Source organism: Thermosynechococcus sp. M3746_W2019_013 (assembly GCF_015296045.1).
Taxonomy (GTDB): domain Bacteria; phylum Cyanobacteriota; class Cyanobacteriia; order Thermosynechococcales; family Thermosynechococcaceae; genus Thermosynechococcus.
The window spans coordinates 81,226-104,208 of sequence record NZ_DVDW01000017.1 but is presented as its reverse complement, the minus strand read 5'-3'; the positions used below and the strand labels follow the sequence as shown (position 1 = coordinate 104,208).

At 53.1% G+C, this 22,983-nt stretch carries 20 protein-coding genes, 1 tRNA gene, 2 pseudogenes and 1 riboswitch; of the genes and pseudogenes, 16 read left to right on the top strand and 7 right to left on the bottom strand.

Annotation, left to right across the window (positions count from 1 at the left end; genetic code table 11):
* From infB to pgl, 9 genes are all read left to right on the top strand, one after another.
* Positions 1-2,357 (top strand): translation initiation factor IF-2 (gene infB / locus IGQ16_RS03625; RefSeq protein WP_297060284.1); only part of this gene is annotated, 2,357 nt, incomplete at its 5' end.
* 67 nt (positions 2,358-2,424) lie between these two features.
* Positions 2,425-3,345: an ABC transporter substrate-binding protein gene (locus IGQ16_RS03620; protein ID WP_297040943.1), complete on the top strand. Its 921-nt coding sequence runs from the start codon at positions 2,425-2,427 to the stop codon at positions 3,343-3,345.
* A 300-nt stretch (positions 3,346-3,645) separates the two neighbouring features.
* Positions 3,646-4,617, top strand: coding sequence for an L-histidine N(alpha)-methyltransferase (egtD, locus tag IGQ16_RS03615; RefSeq protein WP_024124141.1), 972 nt, complete (start codon positions 3,646-3,648; stop codon positions 4,615-4,617).
* Positions 4,618-4,689: 72 nt separating this feature from the next.
* Positions 4,690-5,286, top strand: coding sequence for an ATP-dependent Clp protease proteolytic subunit (locus IGQ16_RS03610; RefSeq protein ID WP_041428943.1), 597 nt, complete (start codon positions 4,690-4,692; stop codon positions 5,284-5,286).
* A 46-nt stretch (positions 5,287-5,332) separates the two neighbouring features.
* Positions 5,333-5,767: a hypothetical protein gene (locus IGQ16_RS03605; protein ID WP_157869627.1), complete on the top strand. Its 435-nt coding sequence runs from the start codon at positions 5,333-5,335 to the stop codon at positions 5,765-5,767.
* Between the two features lie 10 nt (positions 5,768-5,777).
* Positions 5,778-6,251 (top strand): Tic20 family protein, encoded by a 474-nt coding sequence (locus tag IGQ16_RS03600; RefSeq protein WP_024124138.1) that lies wholly within the window; start codon positions 5,778-5,780, stop codon positions 6,249-6,251.
* A gap of 63 nt (positions 6,252-6,314) precedes the next feature.
* Positions 6,315-6,431 carry a photosystem II reaction center protein I gene (locus IGQ16_RS03595; RefSeq protein WP_024124137.1) on the top strand — a complete coding sequence of 39 codons (117 nt, stop codon included), beginning with the start codon at positions 6,315-6,317 and terminating at the stop codon, positions 6,429-6,431.
* A 68-nt stretch (positions 6,432-6,499) separates the two neighbouring features.
* Positions 6,500-8,452: a DUF3769 domain-containing protein gene (locus tag IGQ16_RS03590; RefSeq protein ID WP_297060280.1), complete on the top strand. Its 1,953-nt coding sequence runs from the start codon at positions 6,500-6,502 to the stop codon at positions 8,450-8,452.
* A 23-nt stretch (positions 8,453-8,475) separates the two neighbouring features.
* A complete protein-coding gene (pgl, locus tag IGQ16_RS03585; protein WP_024124135.1) occupies positions 8,476-9,201 on the top strand; it encodes a 6-phosphogluconolactonase in 726 nt (241 codons plus the stop codon).
* Here pgl and mutY read toward each other — a convergent pair.
* Together mutY and IGQ16_RS03575 are read right to left on the bottom strand one after the other, a co-directional pair.
* Positions 9,198-10,304, bottom strand: a complete 1,107-nt coding sequence (gene mutY, locus IGQ16_RS03580; RefSeq protein WP_297040941.1) for an A/G-specific adenine glycosylase — start codon at positions 10,302-10,304, stop codon at positions 9,198-9,200. The genes pgl and mutY overlap by 4 nt on opposite strands.
* 3 nt (positions 10,305-10,307) lie before the next feature.
* Positions 10,308-10,622 (bottom strand): DUF760 domain-containing protein, encoded by a 315-nt coding sequence (locus tag IGQ16_RS03575; RefSeq protein WP_225871774.1) that lies wholly within the window; start codon positions 10,620-10,622, stop codon positions 10,308-10,310.
* A 196-nt stretch (positions 10,623-10,818) separates the two neighbouring features.
* On the opposite strand from IGQ16_RS03575, the gene deoC reads away from it, so the two are divergent.
* A complete protein-coding gene (gene deoC, locus IGQ16_RS03570; RefSeq protein ID WP_024124132.1) occupies positions 10,819-11,472 on the top strand; it encodes a deoxyribose-phosphate aldolase in 654 nt (217 codons plus the stop codon).
* Here the strand turns inward: deoC and IGQ16_RS03565 are convergent, their stop codons facing one another.
* Positions 11,473-12,813, bottom strand: a complete 1,341-nt coding sequence (locus tag IGQ16_RS03565; RefSeq protein ID WP_024124131.1) for a TldD/PmbA family protein — start codon at positions 12,811-12,813, stop codon at positions 11,473-11,475.
* 216 nt (positions 12,814-13,029) lie between these two features.
* On the opposite strand from IGQ16_RS03565, the pseudogene IGQ16_RS03560 reads away from it, so the two are divergent.
* Positions 13,030-13,278: pseudogene (locus IGQ16_RS03560) on the top strand (hypothetical protein); the annotation flags it as partial.
* Positions 13,279-13,292: 14 nt separating this feature from the next.
* Positions 13,293-13,928 carry a ribonuclease H-like domain-containing protein gene (locus IGQ16_RS03555; protein ID WP_024124130.1) on the top strand — a complete coding sequence of 212 codons (636 nt, stop codon included), beginning with the start codon at positions 13,293-13,295 and terminating at the stop codon, positions 13,926-13,928.
* Here the strand turns inward: IGQ16_RS03555 and IGQ16_RS03550 are convergent.
* Genes IGQ16_RS03550 through IGQ16_RS03540 form a run of 3 tightly spaced genes read right to left on the bottom strand, consistent with a single transcriptional unit; the run spans position 13,860 to position 17,117 of the window.
* Complete coding sequence (locus tag IGQ16_RS03550) at positions 13,860-14,654, bottom strand: PD-(D/E)XK nuclease family protein (protein ID WP_024124129.1); 795 nt, start codon at positions 14,652-14,654, stop codon at positions 13,860-13,862. The genes IGQ16_RS03555 and IGQ16_RS03550 overlap by 69 nt on opposite strands.
* Before the next feature lie 3 nt (positions 14,655-14,657).
* Positions 14,658-16,718 (bottom strand): zinc metalloprotease HtpX, encoded by a 2,061-nt coding sequence (locus tag IGQ16_RS03545; RefSeq protein ID WP_024124128.1) that lies wholly within the window; start codon positions 16,716-16,718, stop codon positions 14,658-14,660.
* Between the two features lie 18 nt (positions 16,719-16,736).
* Positions 16,737-17,117 (bottom strand): DUF2237 domain-containing protein, encoded by a 381-nt coding sequence (locus IGQ16_RS03540; RefSeq protein ID WP_071823289.1) that lies wholly within the window; start codon positions 17,115-17,117, stop codon positions 16,737-16,739.
* A 129-nt stretch (positions 17,118-17,246) separates the two neighbouring features.
* Between IGQ16_RS03540 and clpS the strand changes: the two genes are divergently transcribed.
* From clpS to IGQ16_RS03525, 3 genes are all read left to right on the top strand, one after another.
* Positions 17,247-17,531, top strand: coding sequence for an ATP-dependent Clp protease adapter ClpS (gene clpS / locus IGQ16_RS03535; RefSeq protein WP_011056930.1), 285 nt, complete (start codon positions 17,247-17,249; stop codon positions 17,529-17,531).
* A 128-nt stretch (positions 17,532-17,659) separates the two neighbouring features.
* Positions 17,660-19,375, top strand: a complete 1,716-nt coding sequence (locus IGQ16_RS03530; protein WP_024124126.1) for a diflavin flavoprotein — start codon at positions 17,660-17,662, stop codon at positions 19,373-19,375.
* A 55-nt stretch (positions 19,376-19,430) separates the two neighbouring features.
* Positions 19,431-19,512 (top strand) — tRNA-Leu (locus IGQ16_RS03525).
* A gap of 37 nt (positions 19,513-19,549) precedes the next feature.
* On the opposite strand, the pseudogene IGQ16_RS03520 reads toward IGQ16_RS03525, so the two are convergent.
* A pseudogene (locus tag IGQ16_RS03520) lies at positions 19,550-19,963 on the bottom strand (SufE family protein); the annotation flags it as partial.
* Between the two features lie 229 nt (positions 19,964-20,192).
* Positions 20,193-20,338, top strand: a riboswitch (cobalamin riboswitch).
* Positions 20,339-20,622: 284 nt separating this feature from the next.
* On the opposite strand from IGQ16_RS03520, the gene metE reads away from it, so the two are divergent.
* Entirely contained in the window at positions 20,623-22,899 is a 2,277-nt protein-coding gene (metE, locus tag IGQ16_RS03515) for a 5-methyltetrahydropteroyltriglutamate--homocysteine S-methyltransferase (RefSeq protein ID WP_297041431.1), read from the top strand.
* Positions 22,900-22,983: the final 84 nt, after the last annotated feature.

Below are 22,983 nucleotides of genomic sequence, written 5' to 3'. Positions count from 1 at the left end.
GCCCGCCCCGTAAGGAGCTAAAGGACCCCCCCAAAAAAGAAAAGGGGGCGATCGCCCCCGCAAAACCCAGGAGCCAAGATCGCATTGAAATTGTCCAGCGGGCCGTTCCCCCTGCCCCCGTCAAGCCCCCAGAAATAGCGCCCAAACCAGCTTTACCCGAGCTACAACCACCACCCAAACCCGTGCGGGCAGCCAATCCACCAAAGCCCGTCACCGAAACCGTTGAGGTACTCGATGACAAGTCCGTTAGCAAAGTCATCAAAGACCGCCACCGTCACAAAGACTTTGATGATGAAGAGCACAAACGGAAATCCTCCCGCGTCGTCAAATTGCGCGAAGAAATCATTGACGAAGAGGAAGAACTCGAACTCACTAGCCGTTTGGTCGGAGTACACCAAGTAACGGTTGATGTCAGTCAATCCCTGCAACGGCCCCCCAAGCCCAAGGTTCCCCGTCCCGCCCGCCCCGTTACACCAGCGGCAAAAACTGAAAAAAGCAGCGAGAAAAAACAATCCCGCCATCGCGATCGCCGTCACGGAGAACCAGCGGAAGCACCCCCACCCGATCACATTACGATTGAAGGCCCAATGTCGGTGCAGGAATTGGCCACTTTAGTGCGTCGCCCCGAGGCAGAAATCATTAAAATTCTCTTCTTTAAGGGAATTGCCGCCACCATCAACCAGACCCTTGAGATCGAAACGATCGAACTCGTGGCCAAGGAATTGGGGATCGCGGTGGAAACAGCACAGCACAAAGTCGAGGCCACAAAAGTCACTGAAATGCTGGAGTCGAGTGACCTTGATCACCTGCAACGGCGTCCGCCTGTGGTCACGATTATGGGTCACGTCGATCATGGCAAAACCACCCTCCTCGATGCCATCCGCAATGCCAAGGTTGCCCAAGGGGAAGCAGGCGGCATCACCCAACACATTGGCGCCTACCACGTGGACGTCGAACACAACGGCGAGAAACATCAGGTGGTCTTTCTCGATACCCCCGGTCACGAAGCCTTTACCGCTATGCGAGCACGGGGGGCACGGGTCACTGACATTGCCGTTCTCGTCGTTGCTGCCGATGATGGCGTACAACCGCAAACTATTGAAGCCATTAGCCACGCCAGGGCAGCCAAGGTTCCGATCATCGTCGCCATTAATAAAATTGATAAAGAGTCTGCCCAACCAGAGCGAATCAAGCAAGAACTCACTGAATACGGTCTAGTGCCCGAAGAGTGGGGCGGCGACACGATTATGGTGCCCGTCAGTGCCCTGCAACAGCAAAATCTCGATACGCTCCTGGAAATGATCCTGCTGGTGGCAGAGGTGGAGGACCTCTACGCCAATCCCAACCGCCCCGCCAAGGGCACCGTCATTGAAGCCCACTTGGATCGGGCGCGGGGACCAGTGGCCACATTGCTGGTACAAAACGGTACACTGCGGGTCGGTGATATTTTAGTGGCGGGTGCCTGTTTTGGTCGGGTTCGCGCCATGATTGATGATCGCGGCCAGCGGGTCGAGGCAGCAACCCCCTCCTTTGCAGTCGAAGTCTTGGGTCTGGCAGATGTCCCTGCTGCGGGAGATGAATTTGAAGTCCTCAGCGATGAAAAAGCCGCCCGTGCCCTTGCAGAGGAGCGCGCCGCCGCCCAACGTCAATCCCGCCTTGCCCAAGCCGCCGCCGCCCGGCGGGTCTCCCTCACTTCCTTGTCTAGCCAAGCCCGCGAAGGGGAACTCAAGGAACTCAATCTCATTCTCAAAGCTGACGTTCAAGGTTCGGTTGAGGCGATTTTAACGGCCCTCAACCAACTGCCCCAAGATCAAGTGCAGTTGCGGATTTTGTTGGCGGCCCCCGGCGAAATTACCGAAACCGATGTTGACCTTGCCGCTGCCAGTAGTGCCGTCATCATTGGCTTTAATACTACCCTCGCTTCAGGAGCACGCCAAGCAGCGGAGCAGCACAACGTGGATATCCGCGAATACAACATCATCTATAAGCTCCTTGATGATATTCAAGGGGCAATGGAGGGGATGCTGGAACCCGAACTGGTGGAGGAAGAACTGGGTCAAGCAGAAGTGCGAGCTATCTTCCCCCTCAGCAAAGGCATGGTGGCCGGCTGTTATGTCCTCAATGGGAAGCTGGTGCGCAACTGCAAAGTACGGGTGCTGCGCCAGCAAAACACCATTCACACGGGGATCTTGAGTTCGCTCAAACGCATGAAGGACGATGTCCGCGAGGTTGCGGCTGGCTATGAATGTGGTGTACGCCTGGATGATTTCCAACAATGGCAGGAAGGAGATATTATTTACGCCTTTCAAACAGTAACAAAACGTCGTAGTCTTGGCAGTGGGGGTGATAGAAACTAAACCGGGGCTGGGTTGATCCGATACAATAACCCTCAACTCATGCTCAACCTCATACAAGGACAGCGCTATGGAGTTGCACCGCCGCACGTTTTTGCGTTGTGTAGCGCAGGGAATGGGGGCGATGGCGATCGCCACAGGCAGTAAAAGCCTCCTCACAGCCTGTGCTGGTAATGTAGATTCAACCTCCAGAACCTCAACCACGGGCACCATCTCCAGCAGGGGTCTCCTCAATCCGGGTACATTGGTTTGGGGGGCTGAGGCCATTGAGGGTGCTCCCTACGTTTTTTATGACCCTACTGATCCCAAAAACTTAGTTGGCTTTGAGGTGGAAATTGCCGCTGCGATCGCCCGCTTGATGGGAGTTAAGGCCCTATTCGTTGACACTGGGTACGAACAACTGCTGGTTGCCCTTGCTGCCAACCGCTTTGATATCATTCTCAACGGTTGGGAAATCACCCCCGATCGCCAGGGCCTTCAACTCTTTTCCCAGCCCTACTATCGCTATGGCCAACAGATCGTAGTCCGAGCCGATGATCCCCGCTTCGAACAATACACTTCTACTAGTGAAGTCACCCTTGCCAATCTGGCTGGCATGACCGTTGGCACTGGCATTGACTACAAAGCCCAAGAAATTCTTGAAGGGGATAAAAAAATTAAAACCCGTACCTACTCTAGTAACAACCTGATCTTTGATGAGTTGGCTCAGGGGCGCCTTGATGCCGTGATGCTAGACTTTCCAATTGTTGCCTACTACGTTCTTGGCACCGGTCCGGGGGGCAAAGTAAACAATCACCTACGGCTAATTGGTGTCCCAATCTTTTTGAATAACTATGTTATTGCCTTTAACAAAAACAACCCCAAAGCAGAAACCCTCAAGACAGAGATTGACCAAGCCCTTGATATCCTCAAGAAAGATGGCACACTGCGCCGCATCTACGAAAAGTGGAACATGTGGAATGATCAACAGGCGCAAATTGGTATTGTTTAAGCAGTAGCAACCGGTGAACCCAAAATCCTCGATGGCTGACCATCCCCCTTTCTGTTTCTGCACTGGCCAGGGCTTGGCAATACTCCCATGATTACCCATGCGGTGTTGGTGCAGTGTGAGTCCACATGAACCTTGCAACTGCAGTGAATGCCTAGACAGCGGGAGTGGCAGCCTTGGCACTTCCCTATGGCGCCTTAGGAATTTTATGAATTTGCCGATCGCGGGGTGGGGGCGCCGTTTGGAGCAGCGGCTAAAAGCTAGAATATCCTAAGATTTGCCCATTCTGGAGCCGTTTTCCCTGTGAGCGATCGCCTACGCCTGACCCACTTACCCAGTCTCACCACAGAACAGGACGGCCAAGATGTCATCCGGGGTCTGACTCAGGAACCCAAGTCTCTTCCCTCCTACTATTTCTATGATGCTGCGGGATCGCGCCTCTTTGAACAAATTTGTGAGTTACCGGAATACTACCCCACTCGTACAGAATTGGGCATTTTAAAGACCGCCGCCGGGGCGATCGCCCAACTCACGGGCGCCTGTGAACTTGTGGAACTGGGAAGCGGTAGCGATCGCAAGATTCGCCTCCTCCTGTCCGCCTATACTCAAGTGCAATCCCATCTTTACTACTGTCCCATTGATGTCAGCAGCTCGATCCTCAAGACCAGTGCCATGGCTCTTCTTGCCGATTACCCCCAGCTGAGCATTCATGGCCTTGTTGGCACCTATCAAGTAGGCTTAGAGCACCTACCACCCCCCTTAGCCCCCCGCCGCTTGCTCTGCTTTCTCGGTAGTACAATCGGCAACCTTTCCCCCAGCGAATGCCAGACCCTGTTTCAACAGGTGCATCGGGTTCTTAAGAAAGGGGACTATTTCCTGCTGGGCGTGGATCTCATCAAAGACACGAGTATTTTGCTTTCTGCTTACAACGATGGCCAAGGGGTGACGGCTGCTTTTAACCGCAATATCCTCCATCACCTCAATTGGCGCTTTCAAGGAAATTTTCAGCCCGAAGCCTTTGCCCATCGCGCCATCTATAACCCAATTGCCCAGCAAATTGAAATGTATCTAGATTCGCAACAGAGACAAGCCGTTACCTTGGCTGCCCTTGATTTTCAGTGCACCTTTGCTGCTGGTGAACCAATTCTCACCGAAATTTCCCGCAAGTTTGACCTTACTGCCCTCAAGGAGGCATTCACCGCTGCCGGGTTCCAATGGATCAACACCTTTACTGATCCTCAGCAGTGGTTTGCCCTCTGCCTTTGCCAAGTGTAGAGCGAAGGCTCTAGGAATTAGGTTAGAATCAGGGAGAAAAGCGGCGTTGATAGCTCAGCCTGGAAGGATTCTATGCCCATCGGAGTACCCAAAGTCCCCTACCGGATGCCCGGTGAACCCTACACCCAGTGGATTGACATCTATAACCGTCTCTATCGCGAGCGGATTATTTTCCTGGGTAAAGAAGTGGATGATGAGATTGCCAACCAAATTGTGGCGGTGATGCTCTACCTTGACTCCGAAGATCCGGGCAAAGACATCATGCTCTACATCAACTCCCCGGGTGGCTCCGTCACCGCCGGTATGGCAATTTACGACACGATGCAACATATTAAATCGGATGTCGTCACTATCTGTGTCGGTCTGGCTGCCTCGATGGGGTCTTTCCTCCTTGCAGCTGGCACCAAAGGCAAGCGGTTGGCACTCCCCCACTCCCGCATCATGATTCACCAGCCCTCCGGTGGCACCCGTGGCCAAGCAACGGATATTGAAATCGAGGCTCGCGAAATTTTACGGGTACGGCGCCAACTCAATGAGCTCTATGCCTACCATACGGGCCAGCCCCTGGAAAAAATTGAGCGGGATATGGATCGCGACTTCTTCATGTCCGCTGAAGAGGCAAAAAACTACGGCCTGATTGATCGGGTGATTGAGGAGCGTGCTAACTAGTCTGCCCAAAGGGGTTATCTAAGATGTTATTGAGGTATTGAGACTTATGATGTGGCGATCGCTGAAGCGTGCCATTGACATGGGCTTATCGGTGAGCAGTCTGCCTCTTCTTTTGGGTACCCTGATTGCAATGGGAACAGTTCAGCCAGTGCGTGCCCAGGGCGCCAGTCCTCTGCCGCCAGAGATGATGAAAACCACAGTTGAGCAGATGAGTGATGCCCTTGCAAAATACGTATCAGGGGCTAGTTGCGCCGATATTGCCCAGTTGATCCAAATGCTTCCCACCAATAGCAGCAATTCAGCGCCTGATCCTAGCTCGATTATGGGTGCGGTCATGCTCTCGATTAAGAACAGCCCTGAGCTTCAACTCATTATTGCCTCGCGGGTAGGACCACCCTTGATTAGTAAAACCATAGAGTGCAACATGATTTCCCCCGAACTCCTACTGAAGGTGATGAGTCAATCCCCCTCTACACTCTAAGGAGCAATCTATGAGTTGGCGTGCCACCACCACTGTGCCGGATCGTATCTTCGCCAGTTTAGCCTATCTACTACCCCTGTTCTACGTCATGCCCTTTGGCGGCTTTTTATTTGAGCTATTTCCGCCGCTGCAAGCATTAGTCTTGGTGGTACTGCCCGTTGCCTTAATCTACTCAATTCCCTTTGCGGGGCTACTCGTTTTTATGCTTCTGTACCTGCTGGTGGTACGCAATAACCGTGTGAGTCTCTTTATTCGCTACAACACAATGCAAGCACTGTTGATGGGGATTGTGTTGTTTATTGCCCAACTGCTAATAGAACTCCTTGTCCGCATTGCTAGTTTTGACCTGTTGATTAAGGTGCTCTTCAACTTTATCTTTATTGCCACAGTGATTGGCGTTGTCTATGGGGTGGTGCAGTCTGTGCGCGGCATCTATGCCGAAATTCCCACACTCTCAGATGCGACAAAAAGCCAAGTGTTTTAGGGGATGCGAGGAAGTCCCTCATCCCGTATGATCAGAAGTTGACGCTACGAAAAACACAACATCATGGAAACACTCAAGATTACCGTTTATGTCGTTGTAACCTTCTTTGTACTGCTGTTTGTTTTCGGGTTCCTCTCGGGTGACCCAGCTCGTAATCCCAAGCGCAAGGATCTCGAGTAATCCTCGCCAAAGGGGGCAGGCATCGGGTAAGGTAACTAGGCAGTGGTCGTGAGGAAGTTTGACCGTTGTTGTTCTTACCCCTTTTTGCTAGTCTGCCCCCTCCTACCCAACCCGCAGAATTGACGGCGGTTATCGGCACCTCACAAGCAGACTTACTTGGAACAACGGTAGCCCCTGATCTAAGCAATACAACGCCGATCAGCCCTGAGCCAAGACCTGATTTTACAGCCCCCTTTCCCCTGGGGCAGGCAAATTCTGAAACCTCTGTTGTCCGTGATCAACCCTTAGAGGTGACCGCGGATCGCCAAGAATTTGACCTGCTGCGGCGGTTATTCAATGCCATTGGCAATGTTTTCCTGCGATTCAAGGAAGCCGAACTTAGCGCCGATCGCATTCAAACGGATATTGACGCCCAAATTCTGGTGGCGGAAGGGAATGTAACAATTACCCGCGGTGATCAAGTCCTACAGGGCGATCGCTTGGAGTATAACCTGAGACTGGATCAAGGCTCCCTCACGAATGCCCGCGGCGTTGTCAGTGCTGCCAGGGTGAATCGGGACTTGAACCTGACCCTTTCTCCTGACTCTCTACCCCCTAGGACTCTCCCCGGCTTTGGCCAACAGCAGGTGGAGCCCCAAGCCGCCGCCACGGAAAGCTTGGATCGCCTGCGCTTTGAGGCCGATCGCTTGGAGTTTGATGGCCGCCGTTGGTTTGCAACTAATCTTCGGATCACCAATGACCCCTTTAATCCTCCGGAACTTGAAGCACGGGCACAGGAAGCAATAGCAGAACCCCTTGTCCGTGCCGATGATGAAACCCTGCTAAAAGTTCGACGAGGCAGGATTGTTTTTGATCAGCGCGTGGCTTTACCCATTGTCCTGCGGCAATTTGTTGTGGGTCGTCCCTATGAGATTCTGCCCTTTGAGTTTGGCTATGATGAGCGCGATCGCGGTGGGCTATTTCTTCTCTATCGCTACAGAGCAATCAATACCCCCAATACCCAAGTCACTTTTCTACCATCTATTTATCTAGAACGGATCGTTAGCAATGACTTTAATTTCTTTGACGCCAATAGTTATGGCGGGGCGATCGAAGTGGGGCATCGCTTCACCTCCCAAACCCGCCTGCGGGGTTACGGTTTCTTAAACACCCTAGACCCCAGTGATTGGCCACGTACCTCACGGGCAGGAATAGACCTGTTCCACAATCTTGGTGCACGCCATCTCCTGACCGTGTCTGCCATTTATCGCCAGCGCGTCTTTAATTCCCTTGGGGAGCAGGAAATTAGCAGTAGCCTTGGGGGCACGCTCAGTGGTACAGACATTCCCTTAACTCAAGGCCTAGCCCTCAATTATCTGGTGGGAGGACAATACGTCACGGCGGCCAGCGATGATCCATCCCTACCCCCTAAGCCCAGCCTAGGCCGTCTTCAAGCTGCCGCAAGTCTTAACTGGGCCCTGCCCCTTTGGCGGGGTACCCCCCTACCGCCGACACAAACCCAAGGGCTGCGCTATAGCCCACGTCCTGTACAACCCTTCCTGGAGTTTTATAGTCAGTTGGGCGGTGCAGCTAACTACTACACCAATGGCAGTACTCAACCCGCCTTAGTTGCAGGGGCAGGTTTTCGCGGTCAAGTGGGTCATTTTTCCCGCAACTGGTTGGATTACACAAGTTTTAATCTGGGATTTACACAGACGCTGGGGGAGCCATCCTCACCATTTATTTTTGATCGTATTACTGATTTTACTGTCTTGAATGTGGGATTGTTGCAGCAGATTTACGGTCCTCTGCGAGTAGGGACACAGATGAAAATTAATGTGGACACGGGCCGGATCTTTGATACAGACATCATTGTGGAATATAGTCGGCGCACCTATGGGGTGATTTTTCGCTATAACTTGGATAATCGGCTGGGTGCGATTCTATTTCGTATCAATGGATTTAACTGGCGCGGCAATGCGGATCCCTTTTCCAGTCCTGGACTGGGCACAGTAACTGATGGTGTGATTCGCTCTAATTAGGATCTAATTAGGAGGATGCCCCTATGCCAACACCCAATGGACGTGTTTTTCCAGATTTGGCTGCCCTGACGACGGCGGCAAGGCAGTTTGTTCTTGAGCAGGCGAGGGGGGCGATCGCCCAACGAGGACGATTCACAGTTGCTTTAGCCGGTGGTAAGACACCCAAACCCCTCTACGAAAGCCTGGTTGGTGCGGATACTCCTTGGTTACAGTGGTATGTTTTCTGGAGCGATGAACGCTATGTGCCCCTCGATCATCCCGATAGCAATGCGGGGATGGCCCTTCAGGCGTGGCTCAATCATGTACCGATTCCTAGAGACCAGATTCACCCAATGCCCACGGAGGATGCGGATCCGCAGACCGCTGCCGATCGCTATGAGCAACTCCTGCGCCAAACCTTTGGCACCCCTGAAGGAGAATTTCCCAGCTTTGATCTGATTTTGTTGGGGATGGGGCCCGATGGCCATACGGCTTCCCTTTTTCCCCACACAACAGCCCTGACGGTGAGCGATCGCCTGATGACCGTGGGCAACAAGGATGGTCAGTCTCGCCTGACGTTTACCGTTCCCCTGATTAACCATGCCCGCCAAATTCTTTTTCTTGTGAGCGGCGCTAATAAACAAACTGCCCTGCGCCATATTTTTGCCGATACCGGTGATCCCCATCTCTATCCGGCGCGGCTGATTACTGGCAATGCCCTTTGGTTTTTGGATGAGGCGGCCGCTGAGGGTGTCCTTGAAAATGCCTAGGCTGTGGGCCTGCCCCGTTCGTGAATGGCCTGAATAATAGCGGTATTGGCTTTGGGGAAGGGAAACTGCTGCAATTCCTCAGGGGTCACCCAACGGATGGCATCGCATCCCAGAGGCTGAGGAGTTCCTGAAAGATGCTGACAGTAGTAAACATAGAGCGTTACCCGGAAATGGGTATAGGCATGATCAATGTCAATTAGGTGCTCGCCAACACGAATCTCAATCCCCAATTCCTCACGAATTTCCCGCTGAATACATTCCTGAACCGTCTCGTTGGGTTCAATTTTGCCCCCCGGAAATTCCCATAGTCCTCCCAATAGACCCGTCGGTGGCCGGCGATCAATGAGAATCTGACCTGTCTCATTCCAAATCACCGCGACGCCAATCTTTTTGTGGGGTAAGGGGGAACGGCTCATTTTGCGAGGAATCTCATGGGTTAACTGGTGGCGATGGGCCAAGCAATGGCGCTGCCAAGGACAAGCATGACACAGGGGTTGGCGGGGTGTACAGATCGTTGCCCCCAGATCCATGAGGGCTTGATTAAAATCGCGGGGAGACTGGGGACACAGCAGTTGTGCTGACCACTGCCACAGTTGGGCTTCCGCTTGCTTTGGGGGAACCGTGAGTCCGTAAAGACGGGCAAGAACCCGTTTGACATTGCCATCGAGGATAGGCTGGGGTTGGTTGAAGGCGGCACTCAGGATCGCACCTGCAGTACTGCGGCCAATTCCCGGTAATGCCACCACAGCTTCGTAGGTGCGGGGAAACTTGCCGGCGTGATGGGTCATGATCTGTTGGGCAGCGCGATGTAAGTGCCGTGCCCGTGCATAGTAACCGAGTCCCTGCCACAGTTTCAGAACCGTTTCTAGCTCCGCGGCGGCCAAATCGGGAAGGGTGGGAAAGATGGCCAGCCAACGCTGGTAGTAGGGAATCACCGTGGCCACTTGGGTTTGCTGGAGCATGATTTCTGAGACCCAGATGGCGTAGGGATCGCGCGTGTGCCGCCAAGGTAAGTCCCGCCCCTGCTGCTGATACCAATTTAAGAGGGCAAAACGAAGGGCAGGTAATGCGTACCCGCCCCCCCTGTCCTGTACCGTTGGCATGGATTATTTGCTGTCTTCCGCTTGAGCCGCTGCTTGGAGCGATCGCTCGAACTCAAGGCGTTGTTCGGCACCTCGCAGGAAGTAACCACTCATCATTGCCGAAGCCAAGAGACGCCCAAGGTGCTCCCGATTGGTTGTAATGGAAACCTCAAACCCCTCCGGTGGCAAGTAGCCCAGCAGGTTACCAATGTGGCGTTCCATCACAATAGCCATTTCTGGCGACGCGGGACGGGACAGGCGAGCCACCACTTCTGCATCCAAACTTTGCAGATAGTTCCAGAGGGAATCGGCACTTTCCTGAAGGTTGCGAGGGTTCATGGTTGGCTCCATAAAGTGTCCTCCCAAAGAGATAGTGTGGTCCACAGGTGTTGTTGCCTGCGATAACCTAGATTTAATCTAGCAGCGGTGAATTTTAAGTAGGGGGTGGGAGAACCGATCTCCGCAGGTCTCATTTTCCGCCCTGTTTTTATTATTATTCAAGTACTGAAAATAGGGTTGTACTTGGAAAGTCTCTATGACGGAGCATGATTTGTTTGACCTTGCGCCCTACATTGATCATACCCAGCTGGACCCCTTGGCAACCAGAGCGGATATTGAACGTTGCTGTGGGGAGGCCGAGCAATGGAAGTTTGCTGCTGTCTGTGTGATGCCCGTATGGGTCAAGACTGCAGCCCAATTACTCCATCGTACACCTGTGAAAGTCTGTACTGTCATTGGCTTTCCCAGTGGTGCCCACACCAGTCCGACCAAACTCTATGAGGCGCAAGAGGCGGTTGACAGTGGCGCAACGGAATTGGATGTGGCCATTAACTGGGGTTGGCTGAAGGAGGGAAACACAGAGGCTGTCTATCGCGATATTGCCCAAATCTGTGCTGAAACGGGGGTGACGGTCAAGGCAATTTTGGAAACCACAGTGCTCACGGAGGCAGAAAAGCAACTGGCGGTGGATATTTGCTTGGATGCTGGGGTGGCCTTCCTGAAAACCAGTACTGGCTGGCGCGGTGGGGCAACGGTTGCCGATGTGCGTCTTCTTAAGCGCCTGAGTCGCGATCGCGTGGGCATCAAGGCCTCTGGCGGCATTCGTACCCGTGAGCAAGCCCTTGAACTCATCAATGCGGGTGCCACGCGCTTGGGCACCTCCCGCAGTCTCGACTTGATGCAAGTCTAGCTATTCACCGGTGATGGCAAGGGGACTCACCCACACGGGCGGACAACAGCCGTAGGGGGTGATTTCCACCTCAGTGCCCAGATGGCAGATATTTTTCAGCAGGCTGCGAATGTCTCCAGCTACAGTGGCTGCTTCAATACTAATGGCTTCGCCGTTGCGCAAGAGCCAACCGTCAAAGGGCAAGGAAAATGAGCCTTGGAGCGCTTTAACACCGGCGTGCAGGGCATGAAGTTCATCAATCCAGACAAGGCCATCGGCGCGATCGCCCCCTGCGCCCGCGGCAACATCGTAGAAGTGACCACTCACCGTCACCTTTGCTCCCAGGTTGGCATGCCCCGTGGGTTGGGTTTGAAAACGGCGGGCAGTACCGGCACTGTGGTAGAGACCTGTGAGAACCCCCTGCTCAATCAAAGGGATGCGGCGGGTGGGTGTGCCTTCGCCATCAAACAGGGGTTGACCGACATTTTCAGGGTGGCGAGCGTCATCATAGATGCTCAGAAGGGGGCTAGCGATCGCCTGATGCAGAGACTCCGGTGTGGAGAGGCTCTGGCGATCCAAAATGCTTTGGGCATTAAAGAGATTGCTAAAGGCGTTGAGCAAGCTGAGGAAGGCGGCGGCCGAAAACAGTACCGGGTATTGACCCGAAGCAATGGGTTCATAGGCCAGATGGCGAAGGGTTTTGTCGGCCACCTCATCAATGCAGCCGGCAATATCTAAATGTTCAAGGTCGGGACTCAGGCGAATGGCACCCGCACTGCGGGGTTTGCGACCCGCCTCATCGGTTTTGCTGTAGAGGTAGAGGGTGGTGGTGGTGGTGGTTTGTTGGCGATTGGCGCCCTCACTGTTGAGATAAAAGCGTTCGAGGCGCCGCTGACTGAGGCCATTGTAGGGGACACTGGCGATCGCCGGATGTCGGCTCAGCAGTTCTCGCTCCGCAGCAATCAATTGATCCAAGAGGGTTTTTGCCGAAGCAAGGGGCACATCAGGTGTCGTTACCGTTGTCTCGCCAAGGGGTGCAGTGGCCAGGGGGCTAAAGTCGGGGATGTCCTCTGTCACCCCAAAGGCACTGGCCTCTTTTGCCATTTCTAGGGCGGTTTCCAGACCGCGATCGTCCAATTGGGTGGTACTGGCCACCCCTAGGCGACCTGCTGAGTTCCACACGCGCACGGTAATACCCGATCGCTGGGAGGCCTTCACCTGTTTGGGTTCTCCCTGCTGCACTTGGACACTCACCTCATCCACATGGGAGCCACCCAGGTCAAACTTCTCAATACCAAGGCGGCGGGCAATCGTTGCAACTCGCTCGTGAAGGGTGGATGCACAGGTCAAGGTTGCCGTCATGACGCTCGGTTTAATTAATAAATCTTAAAACTATTCTAACCCTATCCTCGCCACTGCGGGCGATCGCCCCAATGGGCAAAAAATCACCATTTCTCGCTAAGATTTTTGGAGCAAGGTCAATCGCGAGAAAAAACCATGGTGCAACCATCCTTGGGGCTTGATGGTGACGGTGAATGGTTGGGGGGAAAATCACCCCAGTGGTCTGAGCGCCGTGCCCGCCTTGAAGAACTAATTGTGACACTGCGAATTGCCGATGAATTGGCGGCTGGTAAATACTTGATTACTAGTGGCGAATTGGCAGAATTGATGGATGTGCACGCCAGTGCCGTCACCAGTCGCGGTGAAGAATGGGTATGGCGCAACTGGCAGATCTCGCGGGTACGCCGTGAAAGCAACCAAATTCTCTGGCAATTGGAACGCATTGATGTTGCCAAAGAGCAGTCCTCAGAATTGCCCCCGACCTAGTTTGCGAGTGAATCATGGATCTGGAATTTCCCCTGGAGTGCTTTGACTACGACTTGAGTACCACTGCCTTGGCGCACTTTCTGAATGCCGATCAGTTGGCTGTGGATACGGAAACAATGGGCTTGAATATCCCCCGCGATCGCCTGTGTTTAGTGCAGGTGTGTGACCCCGAAGGGCAAGTGGCAGTGGTCAAGATTGGCCGCGGACAAAAAGAAGCACCCCACCTTCAGCAACTCCTAGAGCACCCCCGCATTACCAAAATCTTCCACTATGCTCGCTTTGATCTGGCCACATTGCGCTACCACTTGGGTATCCGTGTTCATCCTATCTTCTGCACCAAAATTGCCAGCAAGATTGCCCGTACCTATTCACCCCGCCACGGCCTTAAGGATTTGGTTTTGGATTTGCTGGGGGTGGAAATTGATAAATCGGCCCAAAGCTCTGACTGGGGCAATGCCATGGCACTGCGGGAAGATCAACTGCGTTATGCCGCCAATGATGTGCGCTATCTCATTCCTCTGCGGCAGCAACTAACCGCGATGTTAAAACGGGAAGAACGCTTTGAGTTATTCCAGACGGCCCTAAGTTGCCTGCCTGCGATCGTTGATCTGGACTTGGCAGGTTACACCCAAGTCTTTGAACACGGCTAGAAACGGATCAAGACTTGAAACAGAGCTGGGCTGGCAACGCTCACAAAAGGGGCACCCATCGCAGTATTGCTGCCTCTTCGCTTCGGGAACTTGGGGTAAGTTTTGCCCCTGTTCATAGGCTCGCAGCCATTGGCGCAATTGACTAAAACACTGCTGTAGCATCTGGCGGGTTTCCTCATGCATTGCCTCTCCGTAGGGAAAGGTATAGAAATTCGCCCCCTTCTCTCCTCGAGGAAACCAGTAGGTCATGGAAATCTGGCTGGGGGAGTAGGGACTGGTGGCAGCTAAAAGATAACAGTAGAGGCGAGTCTGCCAATGGTGGATGAGGATTTCTGGGGCGGGTGGGTGGGCATGGCTTTTCCAGTCGAGGATTTGTGCTTGCCCTTGGCCAAAAATCACGTAGTCATAAATGCCCACAAGGGTAAACTCCTGCCAGCCCAGACTGCGCAGATGTTCTGCTTCCCCTTGACCTGCAATCATCGGCGGTGGGGTTGCTTGAAAGGCCGCAAACCAGGATTTTAATTCGGGCTGAACCTCAAGAATAGGGCTGACATCGAGTCCTTGAAAATGTTGTTGGAGCAAGCGGTGGAAGTCGCGACCGCGCTTTTGGGCTGCCGTTTGGATCAAGTGTGTGGCCTCTGGCAGCATCAAGCTCTCAAGATAGCGGTACTGATATCGCCGTGGACAGGTTTGCAGAGTGCGCAGATGGGCTTGGGAAAGTTCCATGGCCTAGATCCAACCCAATAGTGTCATGATGCCGTAGAGAATCCACAGCGTGGCAGTGGCGATCGCCCAATAGGGAGCTGCCCACAATCGTTTTCGTTGGTGGTCTGGGGAGTGCCACTCTTGGACTTCCACAAAGGGCAGGGTACCCCGTCGAAACCAACCGCGAATCACTAGCGATCGCCCCGACAAGGTTTTGAGATAGGCTGGCTCAAGGATTGGCCAAATCGGCCCCCAAGCTCTATGCCAGCAGCGCAGCAGAAACAAGCCATGATCCGTCTCCAGCCACAGGTGCTGTCCGAGGCCATTGCGCAAGCCCTTAGCTGCACACAACCTTCCCTTCAGCTCCACGGTGATACTGTCGAGGGGCAGGGCCGAGGGATAATGGAGGAGTTGACTCAGGGTGTAGGTTTGCGGTTGTCGCAGGGGATAGTAGGCATTGAACCGCAGAAGCAGACCTAAACCAATACCAATGGCAATGAAGCCCCGCGCCAGCGTCAACCCATCGGCTAACCACCAAAGGGGAAATGCGACCGGACCCAGCCACAGGGCAAGTTGGCCAATACCTGTGAGTATGAGGGCGACAACAAGGCCGGCGATCGCCCCCCAGAAGGGAGCAAGTTGTTGCCAAGCCCGTTGACAGCGAGGGGAGGAGGCAGAGGGTAGGGAAAGCAGGGGATCCAGTTGCCATTGCCGCGCATAGGTCATCAGGGCTTGCAGGCGCAGTCCAAGGGGACGATGGGAAGAGGTCAAGCGAAACCAATACCGCAGAGGGTGGGCGGTATCCCACTGGAGCAGCACTGGCCAATCGAGGGGTTGATCGCCCCACAGGGCGGCTTGGGTGGGGTTTAGAGGCAGAAGCAGGCGCAGGGATTCTAGGGAAGCACCGATTTCGCCTTGGGCACGCACGGCCGTTGCTGTGACTTCCATGAGGCGCAACCAAGCCATCACAAGGGTATTGGGATTCCCCACCAGGGCGGCGGCTTGGCGATCGCTATAGTACTGCCGCAGTTGATTGCTCCAAAAGCAGAGCAATTCTAGCCCCCGAAATAGGAGATAACTCCCCTGACTCAGGAGGGCACACAAACCATAAACCGTTCCCCTAAGGAGTCTTTGTTGCCACTGGCGGCTGTAGGGAGGTGCATGGCGATCCCCCCAACGGCTACACCAATAGTAAACGTCATAGGGCAGTTGCAACAGCAGTACAAGGGGCGTTACTAGCGTATTGAGCCCCAGCCGCAGTTGGGCAATTTCAGTGGCCATTAGAGCCAGCAGTTCCTCCCTAGAGAGCGATCGCAACAAACCTTCGCTGACAATAATTCGCCGCTGCCACCGTCCATAGCTAAAAATCACCGGTGCTGCCGTCATCAGACAGGCCACTTGGGGACGGGGTTGCCACCATGACCACGGCAAACGCCCCAAGAGCATCACCGTTTCGGGACTATACTCCTCAAGTTCGCCAGGACTAACAGGACGCAGACCATAACAGGCGCTCAATCGCCACGACCACAGCCAACTGCCGCCACTGAGCAGCCCCAGCCCCAAGCAACCCACCAAAAACCACGCCATCAGCCCTTCCCAGCCCTGCAGGACTCCCAGTTGCTCATTGACCTCACTGAGAATGACAGCAATCACCCCTTGCAGCAGCCAAGCAATTAGCAGCAGTGTTGCCCCCTGGCTTAGCCACAGATAGATGCGAGGCACCTGCCGCAGTTCCATGGGTGGATTGGAAGCCTTTGCCGCAACAAATACAAGATGGGGGGAGGTCGGTTCCTCATCCATATAGCGTTCTAGTGCTGGTAGATGTTTTTGTGCCCAAGCCCGAATTGGTGGCAGGGGCGATCGCGCCAAGAGTTGGCACAGATCAATGGCCTCCTGCCATTGGTGAGTGTGGGCATAGGCTTTAATCAGGTGCAGGTGAGCCTTCAGACCTTCGCGGCGTTGACCGTAGCTGGCAATGACTGCTTTGAAGGCAGCGATCGCCAGTTGATAATCGCCGCGATTAAAGGCAGCCAAACCCGCAACATAGCGAGGATCTAGGCGAAAATCAGATTCTGGATCAGGCATATCCAAGTATTCCCTAGCTCACGGTTGCTGGTTACCACCGAGGGCATGGGCTTTCAAATCCTCTAGGGAGACATACTCAAGGGCACTGACATGGGTGGCCTCTAGAATCACAGGGGGAGCAACACCTGCTTCAAGGGCTTCACGCCAACGGGAGGCACACAGACACCAGCGATCGCCCGGTTTCAACCCCGGAAATTGATAGGCAGGCACAGGGGTCGAAAGATCATTGCCCCGCGAACGGGTAAACGTGAGAAATGCTGTCGTCATTTCTGCACAGACCACATGGGCACCGACATCCCCCGCCCCCGTCCGACAAAAACCATCCCGATAGAATCCTGTGAGTGGATTTTGACAGCAGCACTCTAAGGGGGTTCCCAACACATTCATTGCCGTCATCACAAATGTCCCCAAGTCCTTAACTCTCAGTTTAGCCATAGCATAGAAATTTCTTGAATGTCCTGATTGCACCCAATTGCTTTGCCATCAGCTAAACTAGGAGACGGTACCCTTACCATCCTAACTTGGTCTATGCCGAGTGTTGTTCCTCAAGAACGGCAACAGGTTACCCGCAAACACTACCCCAACTACAAAGTCATTGTCCTTAACGATGACTTCAATACCTTTCAGCACGTGGCTGCCTGTTTGATGAAGTACATTCCCAACATGACCAGCGATCGCGCTTGGGAATTAACGAACCAAGTCCATTACGAAGGCCAAGCCATTGTTTGGGTGGGTCCCCAAGAACAGGCAGAACTGTACCATGAGCAACTTTTGCGGGCGGGCCTGACAATGGCGCCCCTCGAACCCGAATAAGGATTGTTATTTATCAGTCCTTTATAAAGGGTGTTAGGGTGTTATCACGGCTATTAAAAACTTTGAATCCTGTTACCTTTCTTCATATGTCAGGATAAAAGGTAGTCCCAGAGATTGAGGAACTGCCTATGCCCGTCACTACGACCAAACGCCCACCCCGCTTAACCCTGCAGGTGTTGGACATTGCCCCTGAGACGACGGCAATTCGTTGCCTAGATTGGGATCGCGATCGCTTTGATATTGAGTTTGCCCTTGAAAACGGCACCACCTATAACTCGTTTCTAATCAAGGGTGAACGCATTGCCCTTGTGGATACTTCCCATGCCAAATTTGGCGATCGCTACCTCGATCAACTCTGGCAACTAGTGAACCCCAGTGACTTGAACTATCTCATCGTCAGCCACACCGAACCCGATCACAGTGGCCTCGTCAAGGACGTATTGACCAAAGCCCCCCATGTAACCGTGGTGGCCTCAAAGGTGGCATTGCAGTTTCTTGGGGATTTGATCCATCAGCCCTTTAGTCAGCAGCAGGTGAAAAATGGCGATCGCCTTGATTTAGGGAAAGGGCATGTTCTTGAGTTTGTCATGGCACCGAATCTCCACTGGCCAGACACCATCCTCACCTACGACCACGGCACCCAGACGCTCTTTACCTGCGATGTCTTTGGCGCTCACTTCTGCAACGATGATCCCTTTGACAGCGAGCCAGAACTGCTGGCGCCAGATTTCAAGTTCTACTACGACTGTCTCATGGGGCCCAATGCCCGCTCTGTTCTCTCCGCCTTCAAGCGCCTAGAACCCCTGCCACCGGTGCAGCTCGTTGCCACTGGTCACGGTCCGCTATTGCGCCATCATTTGGATCAATGGCTGGAGTCCTACCGCAATTGGAGCCAAGAGCAGGCTAAGGCCGCTACAACCGTAGCCATTTTCTATGCTGCCAACTATGGCTATAGCAATGCCTTGGCAGAGGCCATTGAACGGGGTGCCGCCAAAACAGGGGTGGTGGTTGAAAAAATGGATCTGCTCACGGCTGAACCTCAAGATATTCGTGAACTGACGGAGATTGCCGCTGGAATTATTATCGGCACACCACCGGCGACCGCTGTGGCTCAAACGGCCCTCAGTACAATTCGCGCTGCCGCCCACGCCAAACAGGCCATTGGTGTCTTTGAAAGTGGCGTGGCCGATGCTGAACCCGCCTATCCGCTGCTCAACCAATTTCGGGATGCCGGTCTAGTGCCCTCATTTCCAGTGATTCAGGTAACCGCCACCCCCACCGATGCCCTCTTTCAACAGGCGGAAGAAGCAGGCACTGACATGGGTCAATGGCTGTTGCGCGATCGCACAGTCAAGCAAATGAAGGCCCTAAACACTGATCTCGATAAGGCCCTTGGTCGCCTCAGTGGCGGCCTGTACATTATCACAGCCCAAAAAGGCGCCATTAACAGTGCCATGTTGGCCTCTTGGGTAGCGCAGGCCAGTACCGAACCCTTGGGGGTTTCCATTGCCGTGGCCAAGGATCGGGCAATTGAGTCATTTCTGCATGTGGGGGATACCTTTGTCCTCAACGTTCTCGAAGAGGGGAACTACCAACCCCTGATGCGCCATTTCCTGAAACGATTCCCCCCAGGGGCCGATCGCTTTGCCCATGTGAAAACCTATCCCGCCAGTAATGGCAGTCCGATTTTGGCCGACGCCCTTGCCTATCTGGAATGCACTGTTGTCAGTCGTCTGGATGCCCACGATCACTGGATTGTCTATAGCACCGTTGACAGTGGCCGCGTTTCCAAGCCCGATGGCATGACCGCTGTTCACCATCGCAAAGTAGGGAACCATTACTAAACTCGACGAGGGGGGCGATCGCCCCCGGCTAAAATTGCGCTAAACTAGGTTTGCTGCGGACGTGGCGGAATTGGCAGACGCGCTAGATTTAGGTTCTAGTACCGCAAGGTGTGTGGGTTCAAGTCCCTCCGTCCGCACTCTAGAATCTGATCCAGACTCCTGCAAATAATAGGCAATTGCTTTCTTTTGTATAAATCGAAAAATGTTGTAAAAACCATTCACCCGCGAGGGGGTTAGGCTAATTTCGAGGCCCGTTCGCTGAATAAAATCAGGCTTTAACTGGAGGATTTCTGCCGGAGTCAAGCCATTTACCCCCTCGATTAACAGCCCCACTAATCCCTTAGTGAGCTGGGAGTCAGAATCTCCCTGAAAGATCACTTTCCCCTCCTGCAAACTAGCAGTCACATATACCTGAGAGACGCAGCCGGGAACTTTATTTTCCGGTACCTTTTGCTCCTCAGGGAAAGGGGGTAGGCACCTCGCAAATGAAAGTAGATACTCATAGCGCCGTCGCTGCTCTGGGATCTGTTGAAAACGTTGGACAATCTGCTCAAGACGGGGAGGCAAGGGCTGGAAAAAAGGTGACATGGCGATTCTAGCAACGAGCTGGCGACAGAAAGTGAAAATCATTTTCACTTCGATTATACCTTCACTTGCCTAGGGAGACCCCCTGTGACCCCCCATCGGCTGCCTGGGCTAAACTTAAAACCTACAATGACATTCCCAGATCCGGATTCATCACCCAAAGTTGTTACTTCTGTTGAGCAAGAGCTGGCTTCCTTGGGATTTGCTTTGATATCCCCGCTGGGTTATGCTATGGTTCACTTAGTTGCTCGGTTCTGGTGGGGATCAGCCATCAGACGTAAGGGGGAAAGTGCAGTGTGAATCTGCCGCTGTCCCGCAGCTGTGAGGAGAGATATCCCTCTCTAAGTCAGAATGCCCGCCGAGTGGTCAACCCGATACGTCAACATCTGCGAGGTACAGATGATAAAAGCAAGTTTTTTTGATTTCTATTACTGTCGAACTTCAAGCTTTGACCCCCCGAGGCCAAACTATCTGAGTTTAACCAACTGCTGCTAGGGAGTAGTGCTGCTGGTGTAAAGGTGGCAACTAGCTTTTTGCCGACTTTTCGCGGATTTTAGTTAGCCATCTCCGCGAGTTCCTGAATGGCGCTGTTTCTGAATCCGGAAGCAGCTAGCTTCTCCATTGGACTTACACAATTCTACACAATTTAGGTTAGGCAAACGATGAACATTCAAACCGCAACCCTAGGCTATCCCCGTATTGGCAAAAACCGTGAGTTAAAAAAGGCCCTAGAAGCCTTTTGGAGCAATCAACTGGATGCAGAAGCTTTGCTCAAAAAAGCGCAAGACATTGAATTGCAGAATTGGCAAAAGCAGCTTGAGGCGGGCATTGATCGCATTGGTATTGGTGATTTGAGTCTTTACGATTCTGTTTTAGATTGGAGCATCCGGCTTGGCATCATTCCAGAGCGGTACCGCTCTTTTACAGGTCTGGATCAATACTTTGCAATGGCAAGGGGCAAGGATGGTATTCCAGCCCTTGAGATGACTAAGTGGTTTGATACCAACTATCACTATTTAGTACCTGAAATTAGTGAGTCTTTTCAACCAACTGACTTCAGTGATTTCCTAGAAACTGTTCGTCGTGCTCAAACCCTCTTGGGCGATCGCGCCGTTCCAATCGTGCTGGGGCCTCTCACCCTCCTACGGCTCAGTCGGCTAGAGACGAACCTAGAGCAAGCTGTTTCCTACTTGGGCGATCGCTATCTCATCCTGTTGAGGGAACTCAAAAATCTAGGTGTCGTTGAAGTGCAAATACACGAACCCGCCTTGGTCTTAGAAGACGCTGATAGCCTTAAGAGCTTCTATCAATCCACATTTGATACACTGCGTCAAGCCAACCTACCGATCCATCTTGTGACCTACTTTGATGACCTAGGGGCAGCCTGGCCGTGGGTGATGGAGTTACCTGTGACATGCATCAGTTTAGACTTTACCCGTGGGCACAACCTAGCCCTGCTGCAACAGCATGGCTTCCCAGCAGATAAGCAGTTGGGGGTAGGAATTATTGATGGCCGCAATATTTGGAAAATTCGGCCTGAATCGGTGTTGTCAACCTTGAAAACGATTCAAAGCATCACCGCCAATATTCGGCTACATCCTTCATCTTCCCTGCAATTTGTCCCCTATGATGCAAAGCGAGAGGTCAAGCTACCAGAGCCTCTGCGAGAGGTCTTGAGTTTTGCTGAGCAAAAGCTGGATGAGGTAGTCCTCTTGGCTCAGGTGCTCAATAGCAATGATGGAACCCATCGCGAAATCTTAACGAAAAACCCCGAATTCATAGCCATACAAGCTCAATGGCAAGCTTTTGAGCAATTTAGCCCTGTCAATCCAACGGTACAGGCGCGGCTTCGCAATCTGAGTGTGCGTGATTTAGAGCGCCCGCTGCCTTACGAGCAACGTCGAACACTCCAGCCAACCCTGCCGCCCTTTCCAACGACAACGATTGGATCATTTCCCCAAACCGCCGAGGTTAGGCAACTGCGGGTGAAGTTAAAACGGCATGAAATTACCCAAGCCGAGTATGAAGCAGCAATCGATGAGGAAATTGCCAAGTGCATCCGGTTACAAGAGGAAGTGGGTCTAGATGTGTTGGTGCACGGTGAGTTTGAGCGCTCCGATATGGTCGAGTTCTTTGGCCAGCAGCTCTCTGGATTTGCCTTTACAGAACACGGTTGGGTGCAAAGCTATGGCAGCCGCTGTGTACGTCCACCAATTATTTATGGTGACGTTGCCCGCACTCAGCCAATGACCGTTCGCGAGTTTAAGGTGGCACAATCCCTCACCGACAAAATTGTTAAGGCGATGCTGACTGGGCCTGTCACTATGATTAACTGGTCATTTACCCGCACTGACATTCCTCGCAGTGAACAGGCAATGCAGATTGCCCTTGCTTTGCGAGATGAAGTTGCGGATTTGGAAGCAGCCGGTGCGAAGATAATACAGATTGATGAACCTGCCCTGCGGGAGGGGCTACCCCTGAAAGCAGAACGCTGGAATGAGTATTTGTCTTGGGCTGTGGATGCGTTTCGGTTAGCTGCTGGCGTTGCTAAGCCTGAGACCCAAATTCACACCCACATGTGCTACTCCGAGTTTGGTGACATCATTGAGCACATCGAGCGGCTCGATGCGGATGTGTTGTCAATTGAAAATAGCCGCAGCAACAATGAGACCCTATTTCAAATTACGGATGCCGGCTACAGACATCAAGTCGGCGTCGGTGTTTATGATGTCCACAGCCCAGCGGTGCCCAGTGTTGAGCAGCTAGTGCAACAGCTCCGAACTTCAGTTGAAAATTTACCCCCTGAACAGATTTGGGTCAACCCTGATTGTGGATTAAAGACGCGCCGCTGGGAGGAAGTGATTCCATCCCTGAAAAATATGGTAGAAGCCACCAGAACTATCCGGCAAGAGGCGATGCAATCTCAAAATAACGCCTAGACACTCTGTTGTAGCTCCTGGCAAAACCCAGGTCCCTTAGCAGTATATTCCGGATGTCGGTGAGGAAGAGATGGTGTTTAGGGT

Bases quoted from the DNA above. Each gene is read 5' to 3' on its own strand.
- IGQ16_RS03565 (WP_024124131.1), bottom strand. From the start codon at position 12,813: ATGACGGCAACCTTGACCTGTGCATCCACCCTTCACGAGCGAGTTGCA.
- IGQ16_RS03530 (WP_024124126.1), top strand. From the start codon at position 17,660: ATGCCCGTCACTACGACCAAACGCCCACCCCGCTTAACCCTGCAGGTG.
- IGQ16_RS03600 (WP_024124138.1), top strand. From the start codon at position 5,778: ATGAGTTGGCGTGCCACCACCACTGTGCCGGATCGTATCTTCGCCAGT.
- IGQ16_RS03605 (WP_157869627.1), top strand. From the start codon at position 5,333: ATGATGTGGCGATCGCTGAAGCGTGCCATTGACATGGGCTTATCGGTG.
- IGQ16_RS03595 (WP_024124137.1), top strand. From the start codon at position 6,315: ATGGAAACACTCAAGATTACCGTTTATGTCGTTGTAACCTTCTTTGTA.
- IGQ16_RS03575 (WP_225871774.1), bottom strand. From the start codon at position 10,622: ATGAACCCTCGCAACCTTCAGGAAAGTGCCGATTCCCTCTGGAACTAT.
- IGQ16_RS03550 (WP_024124129.1), bottom strand. From the start codon at position 14,654: ATGGAACTTTCCCAAGCCCATCTGCGCACTCTGCAAACCTGTCCACGG.
- metE (WP_297041431.1), top strand. From the start codon at position 20,623: ATGAACATTCAAACCGCAACCCTAGGCTATCCCCGTATTGGCAAAAAC.
- pgl (WP_024124135.1), top strand. From the start codon at position 8,476: ATGCCAACACCCAATGGACGTGTTTTTCCAGATTTGGCTGCCCTGACG.
- deoC (WP_024124132.1), top strand. From the start codon at position 10,819: ATGACGGAGCATGATTTGTTTGACCTTGCGCCCTACATTGATCATACC.
- IGQ16_RS03555 (WP_024124130.1), top strand. From the start codon at position 13,293: ATGGATCTGGAATTTCCCCTGGAGTGCTTTGACTACGACTTGAGTACC.
- IGQ16_RS03610 (WP_041428943.1), top strand. From the start codon at position 4,690: ATGCCCATCGGAGTACCCAAAGTCCCCTACCGGATGCCCGGTGAACCC.
- mutY (WP_297040941.1), bottom strand. From the start codon at position 10,304: ATGCCAACGGTACAGGACAGGGGGGGCGGGTACGCATTACCTGCCCTT.
- IGQ16_RS03545 (WP_024124128.1), bottom strand. From the start codon at position 16,718: ATGCCTGATCCAGAATCTGATTTTCGCCTAGATCCTCGCTATGTTGCG.
- clpS (WP_011056930.1), top strand. From the start codon at position 17,247: ATGCCGAGTGTTGTTCCTCAAGAACGGCAACAGGTTACCCGCAAACAC.
- IGQ16_RS03620 (WP_297040943.1), top strand. From the start codon at position 2,425: ATGGAGTTGCACCGCCGCACGTTTTTGCGTTGTGTAGCGCAGGGAATG.